The 17,122-nt window shown below is 69.6% G+C and carries 18 protein-coding genes; 3 read left to right on the forward strand and 15 right to left on the reverse strand.

Annotated features, from left to right (window positions below; genetic code table 11):
* Positions 1-80: 80 nt before the first annotated feature.
* Together coaA and GT045_RS10065 are read left to right on the forward strand one after the other, a co-directional pair.
* Positions 81-1,049 (forward strand): type I pantothenate kinase, encoded by a 969-nt coding sequence (coaA, locus tag GT045_RS10060; RefSeq protein WP_161288839.1) that lies wholly within the window; start codon positions 81-83, stop codon positions 1,047-1,049.
* A 22-nt stretch (positions 1,050-1,071) separates the two neighbouring features.
* Positions 1,072-2,001, forward strand: coding sequence for a DUF389 domain-containing protein (locus tag GT045_RS10065; RefSeq protein WP_161288831.1), 930 nt, complete (start codon positions 1,072-1,074; stop codon positions 1,999-2,001).
* A 78-nt stretch (positions 2,002-2,079) separates the two neighbouring features.
* Here the strand turns inward: GT045_RS10065 and glmM are convergent, their stop codons facing one another.
* The 3 genes from glmM to rplM form a co-directional block, all read right to left on the reverse strand.
* On the reverse strand, positions 2,080-3,438 hold the full coding sequence (gene glmM / locus GT045_RS10070; RefSeq protein WP_161288833.1) for a phosphoglucosamine mutase: 1,359 nt from the start codon (positions 3,436-3,438) through the stop codon (positions 2,080-2,082).
* Between the two features lie 218 nt (positions 3,439-3,656).
* A complete protein-coding gene (gene rpsI, locus GT045_RS10075) occupies positions 3,657-4,169 on the reverse strand; it encodes a 30S ribosomal protein S9 (protein ID WP_004927169.1) in 513 nt (170 codons plus the stop codon).
* 42 nt (positions 4,170-4,211) lie between these two features.
* Positions 4,212-4,655: a 50S ribosomal protein L13 gene (rplM, locus tag GT045_RS10080; RefSeq protein WP_031034795.1), complete on the reverse strand. Its 444-nt coding sequence runs from the start codon at positions 4,653-4,655 to the stop codon at positions 4,212-4,214.
* A 308-nt stretch (positions 4,656-4,963) separates the two neighbouring features.
* On the opposite strand from rplM, the gene GT045_RS10085 reads away from it, so the two are divergent.
* Positions 4,964-5,842, forward strand: a complete 879-nt coding sequence (locus GT045_RS10085) for a hypothetical protein (protein WP_161333951.1) — start codon at positions 4,964-4,966, stop codon at positions 5,840-5,842.
* 9 nt (positions 5,843-5,851) lie between these two features.
* On the opposite strand, the gene GT045_RS10090 is transcribed toward GT045_RS10085, so the two are convergent.
* The 12 genes from GT045_RS10090 to map all read right to left on the reverse strand — a co-directional run bounded on the left by GT045_RS10090 (position 5,852) and on the right by map (position 17,096).
* Positions 5,852-6,595: a polyprenol monophosphomannose synthase gene (locus GT045_RS10090; protein ID WP_161288837.1), complete on the reverse strand. Its 744-nt coding sequence runs from the start codon at positions 6,593-6,595 to the stop codon at positions 5,852-5,854.
* Positions 6,596-6,783: 188 nt separating this feature from the next.
* On the reverse strand, positions 6,784-8,781 hold the full coding sequence (locus GT045_RS10095; protein ID WP_161333952.1) for a glycosyltransferase family 39 protein: 1,998 nt from the start codon (positions 8,779-8,781) through the stop codon (positions 6,784-6,786).
* A complete protein-coding gene (locus GT045_RS10100) occupies positions 8,781-9,761 on the reverse strand; it encodes a glycosyl hydrolase (RefSeq protein ID WP_161333953.1) in 981 nt (326 codons plus the stop codon). The genes GT045_RS10095 and GT045_RS10100 overlap by 1 nt, the downstream gene beginning before the upstream one ends.
* Positions 9,762-9,979: 218 nt before the next feature.
* Positions 9,980-11,398 carry a glycosyltransferase family 2 protein gene (locus GT045_RS10105; protein WP_161333974.1) on the reverse strand — a complete coding sequence of 473 codons (1,419 nt, stop codon included), beginning with the start codon at positions 11,396-11,398 and terminating at the stop codon, positions 9,980-9,982.
* A gap of 383 nt (positions 11,399-11,781) precedes the next feature.
* Entirely contained in the window at positions 11,782-12,645 is an 864-nt protein-coding gene (gene truA, locus GT045_RS10110; protein ID WP_161333954.1) for a tRNA pseudouridine(38-40) synthase TruA, read from the reverse strand.
* A gap of 140 nt (positions 12,646-12,785) precedes the next feature.
* The gene (gene rplQ / locus GT045_RS10115) at positions 12,786-13,289 is read right to left on the reverse strand and encodes a 50S ribosomal protein L17 (RefSeq protein WP_161333955.1); all 504 of its coding nucleotides are present in this window, start codon (positions 13,287-13,289) and stop codon (positions 12,786-12,788) included.
* 194 nt (positions 13,290-13,483) lie between these two features.
* Positions 13,484-14,506, reverse strand: a complete 1,023-nt coding sequence (locus tag GT045_RS10120; protein ID WP_003966937.1) for a DNA-directed RNA polymerase subunit alpha — start codon at positions 14,504-14,506, stop codon at positions 13,484-13,486.
* Between the two features lie 152 nt (positions 14,507-14,658).
* Complete coding sequence (gene rpsK, locus GT045_RS10125; RefSeq protein ID WP_003956432.1) at positions 14,659-15,063, reverse strand: 30S ribosomal protein S11; 405 nt, start codon at positions 15,061-15,063, stop codon at positions 14,659-14,661.
* 65 nt (positions 15,064-15,128) lie between these two features.
* Positions 15,129-15,509 carry a 30S ribosomal protein S13 gene (gene rpsM / locus GT045_RS10130; RefSeq protein WP_009300593.1) on the reverse strand — a complete coding sequence of 127 codons (381 nt, stop codon included), beginning with the start codon at positions 15,507-15,509 and terminating at the stop codon, positions 15,129-15,131.
* A 192-nt stretch (positions 15,510-15,701) separates the two neighbouring features.
* Positions 15,702-15,815 carry a 50S ribosomal protein L36 gene (gene rpmJ / locus GT045_RS10135; protein ID WP_003998809.1) on the reverse strand — a complete coding sequence of 38 codons (114 nt, stop codon included), beginning with the start codon at positions 15,813-15,815 and terminating at the stop codon, positions 15,702-15,704.
* A gap of 59 nt (positions 15,816-15,874) precedes the next feature.
* Complete coding sequence (infA, locus tag GT045_RS10140; RefSeq protein ID WP_003948620.1) at positions 15,875-16,096, reverse strand: translation initiation factor IF-1; 222 nt, start codon at positions 16,094-16,096, stop codon at positions 15,875-15,877.
* A gap of 163 nt (positions 16,097-16,259) precedes the next feature.
* Positions 16,260-17,096: a type I methionyl aminopeptidase gene (map, locus tag GT045_RS10145; protein WP_161296473.1), complete on the reverse strand. Its 837-nt coding sequence runs from the start codon at positions 17,094-17,096 to the stop codon at positions 16,260-16,262.
* Between the last annotated feature and the right edge of the window lie 26 nt (positions 17,097-17,122).

Raw genomic sequence — 17,122 nt, forward strand, 5'->3', positions numbered from 1 at the left:
CGCCCCCACGTGACGCACCCCACCCCACCACCCCGTTCAAACTCCGTTAACAATGGACTGTGATCTCACAGGTCTCCTCGATGCCCCGGAGCGCCCACCGGCACAGGCCGGAGGCGACTCCCTACGTCGATCTCACCCGCGCCGAGTGGAGCGCGCTGCGGAACAAGACGCCGCTGCCGCTCACCGCCGAGGAGGTGGAGAAGCTCCGCGGTCTCGGCGACGTCATCGACCTGGACGAGGTGCGGGACATCTACCTCCCGCTCTCCCGGCTCCTCAACCTCTACGTCGGCGCCACGGACGGGCTCCGGGGGGCGCTGAACACGTTCCTCGGGGAGAAGGGCTCCCAGTCCGGCACCCCGTTCGTCATAGGGGTCGCCGGCTCCGTGGCCGTCGGCAAGTCCACCGTGGCCCGGCTGCTGCAGGCCCTGCTCTCCCGCTGGCCCGAGCACCCGCGCGTGGAGCTGGTGACGACGGACGGGTTCCTGCTGCCGACCCGGGAGCTGGAGGCCCGCGGCCTGATGTCGCGCAAGGGTTTCCCCGAGTCCTACGACCGCCGGGCCCTCACCCGCTTCGTCGCCGACATCAAGGCAGGCAAGAACGAGGTGTCCGCGCCCGTCTACTCCCACCTCATCTACGACATCGTGGCCGACGAGAAGCTCACCGTCCGCCGCCCGGACATCCTGATCGTGGAGGGCCTGAACGTCCTCCAGCCCGCCCTGCCCGGCAAGGACGGCCGCACCCGGGTCGGTCTCGCCGACTACTTCGACTTCAGCGTGTACGTGGACGCGAGCGCCGAGGACATCGAGCGCTGGTATCTCAACCGCTTCAAGAAGCTGCGCCAGACGGCCTTCCAGAACCCCAACTCGTACTTCCGCAAGTACACCCAGGTCTCCGAGGAGGAGGCCCTGGACTACGCGCGCACCCTCTGGCGGACCATCAACAAGCCGAACCTGGTGGAGAACATCGCCCCCACCCGGGGCCGGGCCACGCTCATCCTCCGCAAGGGCCCCGACCACACGGTGCAGCGCCTCCGGCTCCGCAAGCTGTAGAACCGCCTGTTAGAAAGGCGCCATGCTGCATCTGCGCCTGATCACACCGGCGGACCGGACCGACGAGGTGGTCCGTCTGATCGAGACCACGATCGGCACCACCCACCTCGTCGTCCTGCCGGGCGCCGCCCGCGCCCCCGCCGGAGACCTCGTCCTGTGCGACGTGGCCCGCGAGGCCGGGGACGGACTGATCGCCGGACTACGGCGCCTCGGCCTGGACGACACCGGCTCGATCGCCGTCGAGACCATCGACCTCTCCCTGTCCCGGCGCGCCGACAAGGCGGAGGCCGACGCACCGGGCGAGGGCGCGGACGCGGTGCTGTGGGAGGGGCTGACCGACGCGACCCACGAGGAGTCGACGTTGTCGGTCACCTACGTCGCGTTCATCACGCTGGCCACGATGATCGCCGCCTGCGGTGTGGTGCTGGACAACGCCGTCCTGATCGTCGGCGCGATGGCGGTGGGACCGGAGTTCGGGCCGCTCGCCGGCGTCTGCACGGCGCTGGTGCAGCGCCATCCCCGCCTGGCGTGGCGCTCGCTGATCGCGCTGCTGGTCGGCTTCGCCGCGGCCATGGCCCTGACATCGGCGTTCAGCGTGCTCATGGACGCGGTCGGCCTGTTCAGCAAGGCGGAGCTGGAGGCCGACCGGCCCAACACCGGCTTCATCTACGCCCCGGACTGGTTCTCGTTCGTCGTGGCGGTGCTCGCCGGGATCGCCGGCACACTGTCGCTGACGTCCGCCAAGTCGGGCGCCCTGGTGGGCGTCGCCATCTCCGTGACGACCGTGCCCGCCGCCGCCAACGCGGCCGTGGCCCTGGTGTACGGCGACACCGGCCAGACGGCGCGTTCCTCGGAGCAGCTGCTGCTGAACCTGCTCGGCATCGTCGTCGCCGGAACGCTCACCCTGCTCGCCCAGAAGTACTTCTGGGCACGGCAACGGCAACGCGCCTGAAAGAGGTGCGGGGACCGCGCGGCCCGCCACGGACACACCGTGGCGGGCCGCGCGGTCCCCGCGCTCCCGGGTCCCGGACTAGCCGAGGGCCGACTTCACCGCGTCGGCCAGCCGCCCGGCGACCGCGCGGGCCTGCTCGATGTCGGCCGCCTCGACCATGACGCGGACCAGCGGTTCGGTGCCCGACGGGCGCAGCAGCACCCGCCCGGTCTCCCCCAGCTCCCGCTCGGCCTCGGTGACCGCGGCGGCGAGGTCCGCCGACGTCTTCACCCGCGACCTGTCCACGTCCGGGACGTTGATCAGCACCTGCGGCAGCCGCTCCATGACCGAGGCCAGCTCCCGCAGCGTCCGGCCGGTCTGGGCGACCCGCGCCGCGAGCAGCAGGCCGGTCAGCGTGCCGTCACCGGTCGTCGCGTGGTCGAGGATGATCACGTGCCCGGACTGCTCGCCGCCGAGGGCGTAGCCGTGCTCCTTCAGCTCCTCCAGCACGTACCGGTCGCCGACGGCCGTCTGCACCAGCCGGATCCCGGCCTTCTCCATCGCCAGCTTGAAGCCCAGGTTGGACATCACCGTGGCGACGACCGTGTCGGCCCGCAGCTCGGAGCGCTCCCGCATGGCCAGCGCCAGCACGGCGAGGATCTGGTCGCCGTCGACCTCGTCGCCGGTGTGGTCCACGGCCAGGCAGCGGTCGGCGTCGCCGTCGTGCGCGATGCCGAAGTCGGCGCCCTCGGCGAGGACCGCCGCCTTCAGCTTGTCCAGGTGGGTGGAGCCGCAGCCGTCGTTGATGTTGAGCCCGTCCGGCTCGGCACCGATCGTGACGATCTGGGCGCCCGCCCGCGTGAACGCCTCCGGCGAGACCCCCGAGGCCGCGCCGTGCGCTTCGTCCAGGACGATCTTCAGACCGTCGAGCCGGTTGGGCAGCACCGACAGCAGATGGCCGACGTACTGCTCGAAGCCCTCCTCGTACGACCGCACGCGGCCGACCCCGGCGCCCGTCGGCCGCTGCCAGGGCTCGCCGTGCCGGTGCGAGTCGTAGACCGCCTCGATCCTGTCCTCCAGCTCGTCGGCGAGCTTGTGACCGCCGCGGGCGAAGAACTTGATGCCGTTGTCCGGCATGGCGTTGTGGCTGGCGGAGAGCATCACACCGAGGTCGGCGCCGAGCGCACCGGTCAGGTGGGCCACCGCGGGCGTCGGCAGCACGCCGACGCGCAGGACGTCCACGCCCGCGCTGGCCAGGCCGGCCACCACCGCGGCCTCCAGGAACTCCCCGGACGCGCGCGGGTCCCGTCCGACCACCGCTGTCGGCTTGTGGCCCTCGAAGGTGCCCGCCTCGGCCAGCACGTGCGCCGCGGCGACGGAGAGACCGAGCGCCATCTCGGCCGTCAGATCCGCATTGGCGACACCGCGCACGCCGTCCGTGCCGAAGAGTCGTCCCACTTGTCCTCCTGAGGAAGCATCGATGTCGGAAGCGGTCAGGTGCCGCGTCGGGTGGCAGACGTCCCCGCATCCGATCACACAAGCCTTTGAGCGTCTTGTGTCGTTATACGCCCTTGGCTGGGATAAACGAACGCCCCGGGGGCACATGTGGCGTGCCGCCGGGGCGTTCGGAGTACGCGGGGCCGAAGCCCGTACCACGTACGAGCAGGCAGCGAAGCTTAGCGCTTGCTGTACTGCGGAGCCTTGCGGGCCTTCTTCAGACCGGCCTTCTTGCGCTCGACCGCACGGTCGTCGCGCTTGAGGAAGCCGGCCTTCTTCAGCGGGCCGCGGTTGTTGTCGACGTCGGCCTCGTTCAGCGCACGGGCGACACCGAGACGGAGCGCACCGGCCTGACCGGAGACACCGCCACCCGCGATGCGGGCGATGACGTCGTAACGGCCTTCGAGCTCGAGCACCTTGAAGGGCTCGTTGACTTCCTGCTGGTGCACCTTGTTCGGGAAGTAGTCCTCGAGGGTGCGACCGTTGATCTTCCACTTGCCGGTGCCCGGGACGATCCGGACACGGGCGATGGCGTTCTTGCGACGGCCCAGGCCGGCGGCCGGCTGGGGCTCGCCGAAGCGGGACGCCATCGACTCCGAGGTGTACTCACCCTCGACGGGGACCTCGGACTCGGTGGTGTAGCTGTCGATGTCAAGCTCTTCGAGCGGCTGCTCGGCAGTGGTCTCGGCCACGATTCTCCTCAGATTCTCTTCAGTCTTAGGGGGTGGCCGGTACTACTGCGCGACCTGGGTGATCTCGAACGGCTGCGGCTGCTGCGCGCCGTGCGGGTGCTGGTCACCCTTGTAGACCTTCAGCTTCGAGAGCATCTGACGGCCCAGGGAGTTCTTGGGGAGCATGCCCTTGACGGCCTTCTCGACGGCCTTCTCGGGGTTCTTGTCGAGCAGCTCGTCGTAACGGACGGAGCGCAGACCACCCGGGTAGCCGGAGTGGCGGTACGCCATCTTCTGGGTCCGCTTGTTGCCGGACAGGTGCACCTTGTCGGCGTTGATGATGATGACGAAGTCACCAGCGTCGACGTGCGGCGCGTAGATCGGCTTGTGCTTGCCCCGCAGGAGGGTCGCAGCTGTGGTGGCGAGACGGCCCAGGACAACGTCCTGAGCGTCGATGACGTGCCACTGGCGCGTCACATCGCCGGGCTTGGGGCTGTACGTACGCACGGTTCGTAGCCTTCGCTTCGAGTGAATGGTCCTGAACAGGTCACCGAAACGATCACGACAGCCTCGACCGCACCGCGGTGACGCAAACCGCGTGCTGATCGCTGGTCATCGGCCCGGTGGACCGGTGTAAGGGCCCGTCCCGTGAGAATGAGCAAGCCAATACACAACGAAGAAGCAGGTTACCTGCCAGGCCCCGGACGGGTCAAAACGAGTCTCTTCCCCTCTTGTCGCGGCTCGCGCGACGGACAAACAAGGCATGCCGCCGGACGCGCTCCTGCGCACTCCGCCCCCCGTCTAAGATGCGCCCCATGAGTTACGGGCAGGGGGGACCCCAGTCTCAATGGGATCCCTGGAAACCGAATTCCCAGCAGCAGCCGTGGAACGCCGGAGCCGACGACGGGACGCCTGACTGGGCCGCGCTCGCCGAGGCATCGGAGACGCGGAACAAGCGCCGCAAGCTGCTGTTCATAGCCGGCGGCGCCCTCGCCACGGTCGCGATAGGCACCGCGGTCGCGATGGCCGTCGTCTCCGCCGGCGGCGGGGATGCGGAGGCCGGGCCCGGCAACCTGCCCGCCAGCGCCTCACTGCCGGCCTCCGGCAGCGCGACGCCGTCCTTCGCGCCGACCAGCGCACCACCGCCGCTGGACCCGAAGGACTTCATCTCCAGCGCCAAGAAGGACACCGCCCCGCTCGGCCCCGGCACGCTGTTCCCGGGCACCCAGCTGACCATGGGCGGCACCGTGTACAAGAAGGGCCCGACGGCCGACACCGGGAGCTGCGCCACCGCCGCCGGCGGCACGCTGCCCAAGGCCCTCACCGCCAACGGCTGCACCCGCCTGATCCGCGCCACCTACACCAAGGGCGACATCGCCGTCACCGTCGGTGTCGCCGTCTTCGACACCGCGGACCGCGCCACGCAGGCCAAGGCCCAGACCGACGACCGGAGCATCGTGCGCTCCCTGTTCGGCAAGGGCGTCAAGCCGTTCTGCGACGGAGCGTTCTGCCGCTCCACCAGGAACGCCTTCGGCCGCTACGCCTACTTCACGGTCGCCGGCTTCACCAGCGGCAAGGACGTCACCAAGAAGGACACCAAGGTCTTCGACGTCGGCAACGACCTCGCCCAGTTCACCGTCAACCAGATCTACCGCCGCGGCCAGGTCCAGGCGTCGGCCGCGACCGACCGGTAGCCCCGCCCGCTAGTGCCGCTTCAGCCGTAGCCGCAGCGGCACCACCGCCGACTCCAGCTGCGTGCGCAGGGTCATCTTGGAGACACCCTCCGTGCGCTCGGCGAACCGGATCGGGATCTCCACGGCCTTGTGCCCGGCCCGTACGGCCTTGTACTTCAGCTCCACCTGGAAGCTATAGCCCGCGCTGTCCAGGGACGACAGGTCGACGTCGCGCAGGGTGGCCGCCGACCACAGGTTGAAGCCGGCCGTGATGTCCTCGATCTCGGTGCCGAGGACCGCGCGCGCGTACCGGTTGGCGAAGCGGGAGAGCAGCACGCGGTGCGCGCCCCACCGCTCGTCCAGCGAGCCGCCCGCCACGTACCGGCTGCCGATCACCAGGCCGGCGCCGGTGCCGAGGGCCGTCTCCAGCATGCGCGGCACGGCCTCCACCGGATGACTTCCGTCGGCGTCCATCTGGACGACGTACGCGGCGCCCTCCGCCAGCGCGGCGGACATCCCGGCCGTGTACGCCCGCCCGAGCCCGTCCTTCTCCGTGCGGTGCAGCACGCTCATCCGGCGCCGGCCGCCGCTGTTGTACTCCTCCGCCAGCTCCTCCGCGATCCGCCCGGTGCCGTCCGGGCTGGAGTCGTCGACGACCTTCAGATGCAGCCCGTCCAGCTCCAGACCGAGCAGGGCCTCGGCCATCCCGGGCAGGTTCGCCGCCTCGTTGTACGTCGGCATCACCACGGTGACCGGCCGCTCGCCGTCCGCCATCACTGTTCCTTCCCTTCGGGTGCCGGCCTGTCCGGCGCCCGGAACCGCCGGCCCGCCGCGGCCCGGCGTGCCGCGTCGAGCTCTCCACGCCCGTCCACGATCCACGGCCGGCCCGACCGGGCCGTGAGGTGACCGGGCCGTGAGGTGATCGGGGCCGCCGTCGACCCCGACGATCAAAAGGTTCCGCGTCAGGAGGTCTTGGTCCAGATGCGGTAGTGGCCGGTGCCGCTGGAATTACGGAACGGCAGGTCGGCGAGGAGCCGGTAGTGCCGGTTGCCCTCGACGGCGTCCGCGATCACGGCGTCGACCCGGGGATTGGTGAGACCGTCCAGGACGATCAGGTCGTACTCACCGTCGCGCAGGGCCGCGCGGTAGGCGTCGTCACCCGAGTGACGGGCGCCCTTCCGGTCCGTGTACTCCAGGGCGAAGACCCCCTGCCACTGCCGGTGGCTGGTCTTGTCGCGCAGGTAGTAGACGGGCACCTCGGGTGTCGAGGCGAGGTAGTGGCCCTTGCGGTCCACATGGGAGTCGACGACCTGGATCATCTTCGTGGAGTCGGGCCAGACGCCGTAACGCCAGTCCGCCTGCGAGATGCCCAGGCAGAGCGTCGCCGTCCACAGCATGATGCCGAGCTGGGGGTAGCGGAAGTGGGCGCCGATCAGCCGGGTCACGCCCACGCCTGCCATCGGCGCGGCGAAGAGCAGGCCGAAGCCGACGTGCTTGAACAGCGAGACGACGGTGCCCAGGTGCACCTGGTACGCGGGAGCGAGCAGGGCGGTGCCGCACAGCACCAGTCCGAGCAGGAACCGCCAGCGCCGGCCGGGGCTGCCGAGGCGCTGGGCGGCCGGTGACTCGTTCATGCGGCTGCGCCGCACGTAGGACACCGCGCCGCCGACGGCGGTGAGGAACATCAGCCCGCCCCACTCGGCGGACCGCTGGAGCAGGAAGGCGGTGCTGTCGGCGCCGTGGGCGCGGTCGGTGGTGGTCTGCCGCACGCCCGCCAGCAGGTCGGTGGCGTACACGCCCGCCCCGAGCAGGGCGCCGATGCCGAGCGCGAGCAGCAGCATCCGCACAAACGCCTTGCCGCCCTTGTGCGGCCAGCCGGTGAGCAGGGCCAGCACGACGATGGTCGGCAGGTACAGTCCGGCCGCGTACTTCACGCCGACGGCGAGGACGGCGACGGGTGCGGCGAGCAGTACGGCGGCCACGGGCGCCCGGTCGGTGCGTACGACGATCCACGTGGCCAGAGCCAGCAGGAACACCGCGGCGGCGTCGTAGGTGGCGAAGTAGCCCATGACGACGGTCGACTGCACCACGGCGAAGAGCGCCGCGCCGGCCAGCGCGGCCCGCTCGTTGAACAGCCGCCGGGTGAAGGAGTAGAGCAGCGCGGTGGTGCCCAGCATGAACGCGAGGCTCGTCAGGCGGGCCCCGGTGAGTCCGAAGCGGCTGTCCACGGCGGCGGCGAGCACCGGGTAGAGCTGCGGCGACCCGGAGAAGTACGCGGCGTAGTCGACCGGCAGCGGGGTGCCGTGCAGCAGGTGCCGCAACTCGGCGTGGCCTGCCGCCAGGTACAGGGCCTCGTCCTGGAACGCGGTGTTGGCCAGGCGCAGCGAGAGCACCGCCTGGACGGTCAGCACGAACAGCAGCACGGCGCGGCTGACCCAGGCGCGCCGCCGGCTGGCCGCCATGTCCCAGCCGACCTCGGGGGTCTGCGGCACGTGGTAGGCGGGCGCGGCCGGCGCGGCCGCCTCCGGCACCGTCCGCAGGGCGAACGTCTCCTGGTCGTCCGGCTGCTGGTACGGGTAGGTCCGGGGGTCGTAGTCGTACCCCTCGGGAGTGTCGTAGCCCTGGGAAACGGCAGGTCCCGGGTCATAGCCGTGGTCCTGACCATGGCCGTGGTCCTGACCGGGGCCGGGGCCGCGGGCCTGACCGTGGCCGGGGCCGCGGGCCTGAGCGTGGCCGTGGCCGTGGGCCTGACCGTGGCCGTAGTCCTGGCCAGGGCCGGGGCCGTGGGCCTGACCGTGGTCCTGGCCCGGATGATGACCCCGCGCACGGCCCTGGGGGTCGTCGTGGCCCTGCGGCTGACGCGGGATGTAGCCGTCGGAGTTGAACCAGCCGCCCTGGGGCTCGTCGTCGGCGTACGGGTCGTACGGCTGCGGCGTGTAGTACTCGGGGTGAGAGGTCATCACGGCTTCCGGGTGTCGAAGCCGAAACGGTCGTCGGCGGCCAGGCGCTTGAACTCCTTGAGCGCCAGCGGGCTCGCCTCCAGCCGCCAGTCGGCGCGCTTCTTGTAGTCGAACCAGATGAAGCCGAGCATGTCGGCGTCCGCCGTGACGCCCGCGAACAGGTTGCGGACGTCGGCGCGCCGCCGCTCGCCGGGCATGGCGGCGGTCTCCAGCAGCAGCATCGGCTTCTTGGTGAAGGTGCGGATCTCGTCCCGGGTCGGCCCGAAGACGCTGTCGAAGGCGTTGTCCTCGCCGGTGGTGAAGTACCCGACGAGGCCGACCCAGTCGACGTAGGCGTCACCGGGGTAGTACGGCTTCAGCCGCACGTTCTTGACCGGGTTGACGATGTTGGGCGACCAGGCCCAGATGACGTTGGTGGCGCCGGCGTCGGCGAAGGTCCGGTGGATGTGCCGCCAGGCGGCCACGTACTGGGTGGGGGTCACGTGCTTCGTGCCCCACTTCTCCCAGTGGCCGTTGAACTCGTCCGCGAAGTCGACGACCACGGGCAGGTTCAGCGTGCGGACCGCGGTCGCGTACTCCTTGATGTAGGCGTCGGACCTGCCCGCAGCGATGTCCGCGACCGGGGTGTCGAAGGGCTCCCAGGACATCAGCGTCAGGGCGCCCCGGGCCCAGGCGTTGCGCACGCCGGTGGCGTCGAAGCCGTCGCCCCAGGCCGCGTAGTACTCGACCAGGTTCGGCTGCTTGCCGGTCAGCCTCGTGTACGCGTCGAGGCTCTCCATGGAGGTCGGCGCACCCGGTACGGCCGCGCCGAAGTACTTCTTCGCGGGCTTGAGCAGGGGGGTGACGTCGTAGGGGGCTTCCGTGGCGCCGTTCGCCGTGGAGTGCGGGCCGGCCGTGCCGCCCGCGGACGCCGGGTCCTCGTCGTCGCCGAGCAGCGAGCAGCCGCTGAGCGCGAGGACCCCGACCAGAAGGCCGGCCACGGCCGCGCGGACCGTACGGCCCCTGTACCGGGTACGGCACGTGTGCGGGACACGGCCCGTATGCGGGGTACCGGCCGTGTGCGGGGCACCGGCCGCGTGCGGGGCACCGGCCGTGTGCGGGGCACCGGCCGCGTGCGGGGCACCGGCCGCGTGCGGGGCACCGGCCGCGTGCGGGGCACCGGCCGCCAGAAGTGAGCGGAATCGTTCCTTCAGATGCATCAGACGGCCTCCGCCCCGGACCGCGGCTGGACCAGCACGCGTCCGACGACCAGGGCGTAGAACAGCCCGGAGGACAGGATCAGGGCGAAGTCGGGGGCGTGCATGGTGAACGTCCGGTACACCGCCGCGGTGACCCAGACCAGCGCCGTGCCGCCGCTCCAGGCCCACATACCGATCCAGAAGCGCCGCGTCTTGTTCTTCTTGGCGCCGGAGGAACCGGTCGGCTGCCAGCCCATGCGGTTCTTGCGCAGGATGTCCCAGATGGCGAAGACGTGCGCCCAGCCGTACATCATGCGGGCCGCCCACGCCTCCAGGCGATACGGCGCCCTGTGCCACATCGGGAAGATGATCGTGGTGTAGAGGATGCTGGGCAGCACCAGGAGCAGGTGCTCGACCTTGAGCTTCTCCGGCATCGTCAGCAGCAGCACGATCGGGATGACCGGGGCCGCGAAGGTGAACAGCGCGGTGTGGATGTAGTAGAAGAACCCCGACATGTAGCACAGCCGGCTGGAGAACCTGATCTCGCGCTGCCAGAACTTGCGGCTGCCGAGCAGGCTCATCGAGCCCGAGCACCAGCGGTACTGCTGGTTGAAGAAGGCGCCCGCGCTGTCCGGGCAGACCCCGGTGGACACCGCGACCGGCACGTACCGCAGGTCCCAGCCGAGCCCGCGCAGATCGAACCCGGTGTGCACGTCCTCGGAGTGCTCGATCAGCGTGGTGCCGCCGTTGGTCTCCAGGGCCGCCCGCCGGTAGACCGCGCAGGAACCGACGCAGATCGCGCCGTCACTGCTCTGCCGCGCCACCTGGACGGACCGGTAGAACAGCTCCTGCACCGCACCCGCCCCGCGCTCGATCCAGTTCTGCGAGTCGAGCACGCGGAAGTACTGCGGGGACTGGACGATGCCGATCCGCGGATCGTCCGCCATGTAGGGCAGCAGTTCCTCCAGCAGGTCCGCGCGCGGGGTGAAGTCGGCGTCGAGGATCAGGATGAACTCGCCGTCGGACCGCCCGAAGCCGAAGTGCAGGTTGCCGGCCTTCTTGAACCAGCCCCGGTTCTCCCGGGTGCCGTAGCGGAAGCCGAAGTCGCGGGCCATGGCCTCGAGTCCGGGGTCCGCACCGTCGTCGAGCACGAACGGGACACAGACGCCCGGGTACCGGTCGGCCATCGCCCGCACGTGCCGCCAGGTGTTGTGCAGGACCTCGATGGGCTCGCCGCACACCGGCAGGAACACGTCCACCGTCGGATACGTCTCCGGCCGCCAGTTCGCGACCAGCCGCCGGTGGTGGGCGATGTCGAAGTCCCGGGTGAAGCCGTTGACCCGCAACGACACCAGGTAGTAGATCACCGTGAACACCAGCAGCGGTGTGTAGATCCACAGCACCGGCGTGGACTGCGCGAGCTTGAACTGACTCAGCACCAGGCAGCAGAAGCTGACCAGCGAACTGATCGTCAGGATCCACAGATGCCGGTGCGCGTAGGAGTACTTCTCCCTGTCCGACGGCGGGAGCGGCAGCAGCCCCAGCGCGGCGTTCCCACCGCGCCCGACCCGTCGCCGCCCGCCGCTCTGCCGCACGGCACGTCGCCCCCCGGTCCGCACGGGACCCAATGAAGTCATTCTGTTGTCCCACCCCGGGCGCTAGCGACCCGTCGACCCCCCAGCCAACCCCGGCCTCCCTTGTCGAACATGTGGCCGGGAGGCGCAACTGTATCCGAGAGGTATGGAACGCGTAAGGGTCATTAAGGGGAGTTACGCCCAGTAAGTGCGGACATGAGGTATTGGTGATGCCAAAGGGAACGTAACTAACAGGTTTCGCAACCTGCCGCCGAGGGAAGCGAGCGCTTGTTCCTGGCCTCCTTGTTGCGGGCGGCCAGCAGTTCGTCGGCGGGGTAGCCGACCTCCTCCAGAGTGAGCCCGTGCGGCCGTACGACGTGTACGGCGGAGTCGCGCACCCCCGCGGCCAGCACCTCGCCGGGCCACCGCGGCCCCCGGTGCCCGTCCCCGACGAACAGCAGCGCGCCGATCAGCGACCGCACCATGTTGTGGCAGAACGCGTCGGCGCGGACGGTGGCGGTGATGACCCCGTCCCCGCCCCTGGCCAGGCTCAGCTCCTGGAGCGTGCGGATCGTCGTCGCACCCTCACGCCGCTTGCAGTAGGCGGCGAAGTCGTGCTCGCCCAGCAGCGCTCTGGCGGCCTCGTTCATCGCGTCGACGTCGAGCGGCCAGTCGTGCCAGAGCACATGGCCGCGCAGCAGCGGGTCGACCCCGCCGGGATCGTCGGTGACGCGATAGGCGTAGCGCCGCCAGATCGCCGAGAACCGTGCGTCGAAACCGTCCGGCGCCTCGGTGAGCCGCCACACGCGGACGTCCTTGGACAGCCGGCCGGCGAGCCGCTTGAGCAGCTTCTCCCGGTGCTCCGCCCACACCTCGGCCGGCAGGTCGACGTGGGCCACCTGGCCGCGGGCGTGCACACCCGCGTCCGTGCGCCCGGCCACGGTCAGCTCGTACGTCTCCTTGGACCGCGTCACCGTGCGCAGGGCGTCCTCGATCTCCCCCTGCACGGTCCGCTTGCCCCCGGCCTGCTTGGCCCAGCCGTGGAAGCCGGAACCGTCGTAGGAGAGGTCCAGACGGATGCGCACCCGCCCGGGCTGTACTTCGTCACTCACACGGGAATCCTCTCAGGTACGGAAAAGCGGGCCCGCCCCTGAAAGGGAACGGGCCCGCCAACACCCCGAAGGGGCGCGGGGAACTGCGCGACCGGCCACGACGGTGCCGCGGCGGCCGGCCGGCAGTCCCGGCAGAACGCTTACGCGTCCTTCGACTCCTCGGCGGCCTCGGTCTCCTCGACCTTGGTCTCCTCGACCTTGGTCTCCTCGGCCTTGGCCTGGTCGGCCTCCTTGACCGCACGCTTGGTGGCGGCCTCGGCCTCACCCACGGCGTTCTGCTGCACGGTCAGCGCCTCGACCAGCTCGATGACGGCCATGGGCGCGTTGTCGCCGCGGCGGTTACCGATCTTGGTGATGCGGGTGTAGCCACCGGGACGGTTCTCGTACCGCGGGCCGATCTCGGTGAAGAGCGTGTGGACGACGCTCTTGTCCGTGATCACCTGGAGCACCTGACGGCGGTTGTGAAGGTCGCCCTTCTTCGCCTTGGTGACCAGACGCTCGGCGTACGGACGCAGACGGCGCGCCTTCGCCTCGGTGGTGGTGATGCGGCCGTGCTCGAAGAGGCTCTTCGCGAGGTTCGCGAGGAGCAGCTTCTCGTGCGCGGCGCTGCCGCCCAGACGGGCACCCTTGGTGGGCTTCGGCATGGTTCTTCTCCTGTGTGTCTGCCCCGGCCGTATCAGGTACCGGAGTCAGTATCCGAGCAGGCGGTCGCCTGTCGGAGATCCGGGCGTCCCTTTCGGGAACGCCCGGAGGGTCCGCGCCCCCGAAGGGGCGCGGGGAACTGCGCGGCCGGCAACGACGGCCCCGCAGCCGCAGAACCGGCCTCCTCGCGGAGGGCTCAGTACTGCTCGGTCTCCACGAATCCGGCGTCCGCGTCGTCGTCGGCGCCGAAGGCGTCCGCGGCGGCGGTCGGGTCGAATCCGGGCGGGCTGTCCTTGAGGGCCAGGCCCATGCCGGCCAGCTTCGCCTTGACCTCGTCGATGGACTTCGCACCGAAGTTGCGGATGTCCAGCAGGTCGGCCTCGGAGCGCGCGACCAGTTCACCCACGGAGTGGATGCCCTCACGCTTGAGGCAGTTGTAGGAGCGGACCGTGAGCTCCAGCTCCTCGATCGGCAGCGCGAGGTCGGCGGCCAGGGCGGCGTCCGTGGGGGACGGGCCCATGTCGATGCCCTCGGCGTCGATGTTCAGCTCGCGGGCGAGACCGAACAGCTCGACCAGCGTCTTACCGGCGGAGGCCATGGCGTCACGGGGACGCATCGCCTGCTTGGTCTCGACGTCGACGATCAGCTTGTCGAAGTCGGTGCGCTGCTCGACACGCGTGGCCTCGACCTTGTAGGTGACCTTGAGAACCGGCGAGTAGATGGAGTCGACCGGGATACGGCCGATCTCCTGGCCCACCTGCTTGTTCTGCACGGCGGAGACGTAACCGCGACCGCGCTCGACGGTCAGCTCCATCTCCAGCTTGCCCTTGCCGTTGAGCGTGGCGAGGACCAGGTCGGGGTTGTGCACCTCGACACCGGCCGGGGGCGCGATGTCGGCGGCGGTGACCAGACCCGGGCCCTGCTTGCGCAGGTACATCACGACCGGCTCGTCGTGCTCCGAGGAGACGACCAGCTGCTTGATGTTGAGGATCAGGTCGGTGACGTCCTCCTTGACGCCCGGCACGGTGGTGAACTCGTGCAGCACGCCGTCGATCCGGATGCTGGTGACAGCGGCACCGGGGATCGAGGACAGGAGGGTACGGCGCAGGGAGTTGCCGAGGGTGTAACCGAAGCCCGGCTCCAGCGGCTCGATCACGAACCGGGAGCGGAACTCGTCGACGACCTCTTCGGTCAACGAGGGACGCTGAGCGATCAGCATGTGTGGATCAGATCCTTCTTTCGTGGACGCCCGCTATTTGACGCCCGACGGAAACCGCACCTGTGAGAAGTGCGGGTATTGCAAGGGTACGGGCGGCACGACCCGAAAGAGCCGTACCGCCCGGAACCACTGCTCGACGAAGCAGCCGTGCGTCAGACGCGGCGGCGCTTCGGCGGGCGGCAGCCGTTGTGCGGGGTCGGGGTGACGTCCTGGATGGAGCCGACCTCGAGACCGGTCGCCTGAAGCGAACGGATGGCGGTCTCACGACCGGAACCCGGACCCTTCACGAACACGTCGACCTTGCGCATGCCGTGCTCCTGGGCGCGGCGGGCAGCCGACTCGGCGGCCATCTGCGCGGCGAACGGCGTGGACTTCCGGGAGCCCTTGAAGCCGACGTGGCCGGCGGAGGCCCAGGAGATCACGTTGCCGGACGGGTCCGTGATCGAGACGATCGTGTTGTTGAACGTGCTCTTGATGTGCGCGTGGCCGTGAGCGACGTTCTTCTTTTCCTTGCGGCGCACCTTCTTGGCAGCGCCCTGACGTCCCTTGGGGGGCATCTACTAACTCCTACGGGAGGTGGTCGGTCCTACAGCGAAGACCGTGGACAGAGGTCCGCTGCGGACTACTTCTTGCCCGGCTTCTTCTTGCCGGCGATGGCGCGACGCGGGCCCTTGCGGGTACGAGCGTTGGTGCTGGTGCGCTGACCGCGGACGGGCAGACCGCGACGGTGACGGAGACCCTGGTAGCAGCCGATCTCGACCTTGCGGCGGATGTCGGCCTGGATCTCGCGACGGAGGTCACCCTCGGTCTTGATGTTGTTGTCGACGTACTCGCGGATCGCGACCAGCTGCTCTTCGCTCAGGTCACGGACGCGGGTGTTCGGGTCGACGCCGGTCGCAGCCAGCGTCTCCTTCGAGAGGGTCCGGCCGATGCCGAACACGTAGGTGAGGGCGACCTCCACGCGCTTTTCGCGCGGGATGTCAACACCGGAAACGCGTGCCATTCAATGGCTCCTGGTGAATCTTCGGAGGTCTTCCGCAGAGCCGGTTCCCGGCCGCCGTACTAGGTACGAACCGGGTCCCCGGCCTCCGAACCGGGGGTGTCGAGCTGGTTGGCTCGGGCTCTGCGTATGAACAAATTCAGCTCGCGTCGCGCGAAACTCTGCGATAGAGGTGCAGAGGGTGATGGTCGTGCGTCAGCCCTGGCGCTGCTTGTGGCGCGGGTTCTCGCAGATGACCATGACCCGGCCGTGACGGCGGATCACCCTGCACTTGTCGCAGATCTTCTTGACGCTCGGCTTGACCTTCATTGGTGAGGTTCTCCGGGTCAGTGCCATCGCTCCGGGCGGGCCCGAAGCGCGGGCAAGATCTACTTGTACCGGTAGACGATCCGGCCACGCGTCAGGTCGTAAGGAGACAGCTCCACCACGACCCGGTCGTCAGGGAGGATGCGGATGTAGTGCATACGCATCTTGCCGCTGATGTGTGCCAGGACCTGGTGGCCGTTCTGGAGCTCGACCTTGAACATGGCGTTCGGAAGAGACTCGACGACAGTGCCCTCGATCTCGATGGCACCTTGCTTCTTGGCCACGCTTCGCCCTTCGAATCGACTACCTTGATCGACTCTCTTGCCTTCTAACGGAGACAAGGTGCGAGCGCATGCAGACATGCGGGTGCACGAGAGCCGACGAGTCAGTCTACGTCGCGGCACCCTGAAAGGCGAATCGAGAGAGTCTGCCCCACGGGGGTGATCCCTAAGCCAGTGGGTCGGGCGCGGCCGTGATGCCGTACTCGGCGAGCTTGGCCTTGCCGCCGTCCGGGGCCGTCAGGACCAGCGGGCCCTCCGCGGTCAGGGCCACCGAGTGCTCCCAGTGGGAGGACCAGGTGCCGTCCGTCGTGATGACGGTCCAGTCGTCGGAGAGGACCTCGGTCCGCGGGGTGCCGAGGGACACCATCGGCTCGATCGCCAGGCAGAGACCGGGGACCAGCTTGGGGCCCTTGCCGCGCCGGCGGTCGACGTAGTTCAGCAGGTGCGGGTCCATGTGCATCTCGGTGCCGATGCCGTGGCCGCCGTAGTCCTCGATGATCCCGTACTTGCCGCCGCCGGGCTTCGGCTGGCGGCGGATGTACGTCTCGATCGCCCGGGAGATGTCGACCAGGCGGTTGCCCTGCTTCATGGCCGCGATGCCGGCCCACATCGACTCCTCGGTCACCCGGGACAGCTCGATCAGCTCCGGAGCGTGACCGGAGCCCACGAAGGCCGTGTAGGCGGCGTCACCGTGCCAGCCGTCGATGATCGCGCCACAGTCGATGGAGATGACGTCACCGTCCTTGAGGACGACGTCGTCGGAGGGGATGCCGTGGACGACGACGTCGTTCACGGAGGTGCAGATGGTGGCGGGGAAACCGCCGTAGCCCAGGAAGTTCGACTTGGCGCCGTGCTCGGCGAGCACCTTGCGGGCCACCTCGTCCAGGTCCTTGGTGGTCGCGCCGGGGACGGCGGCTTCGCGGGTCGCCGCGTGGATGGCGGCTACGACCAGGCCCGCCGCCCGCATCTTCGCGATCTGCTCGGGGCTCTTGATCTGCACCATGGAAGCCTGCGCTCTCCGTCACTCAC

It is taken from the genome of Streptomyces sp. SID486, from assembly GCF_009865385.1.
GTDB lineage: Bacteria > Actinomycetota > Actinomycetes > Streptomycetales > Streptomycetaceae > Streptomyces.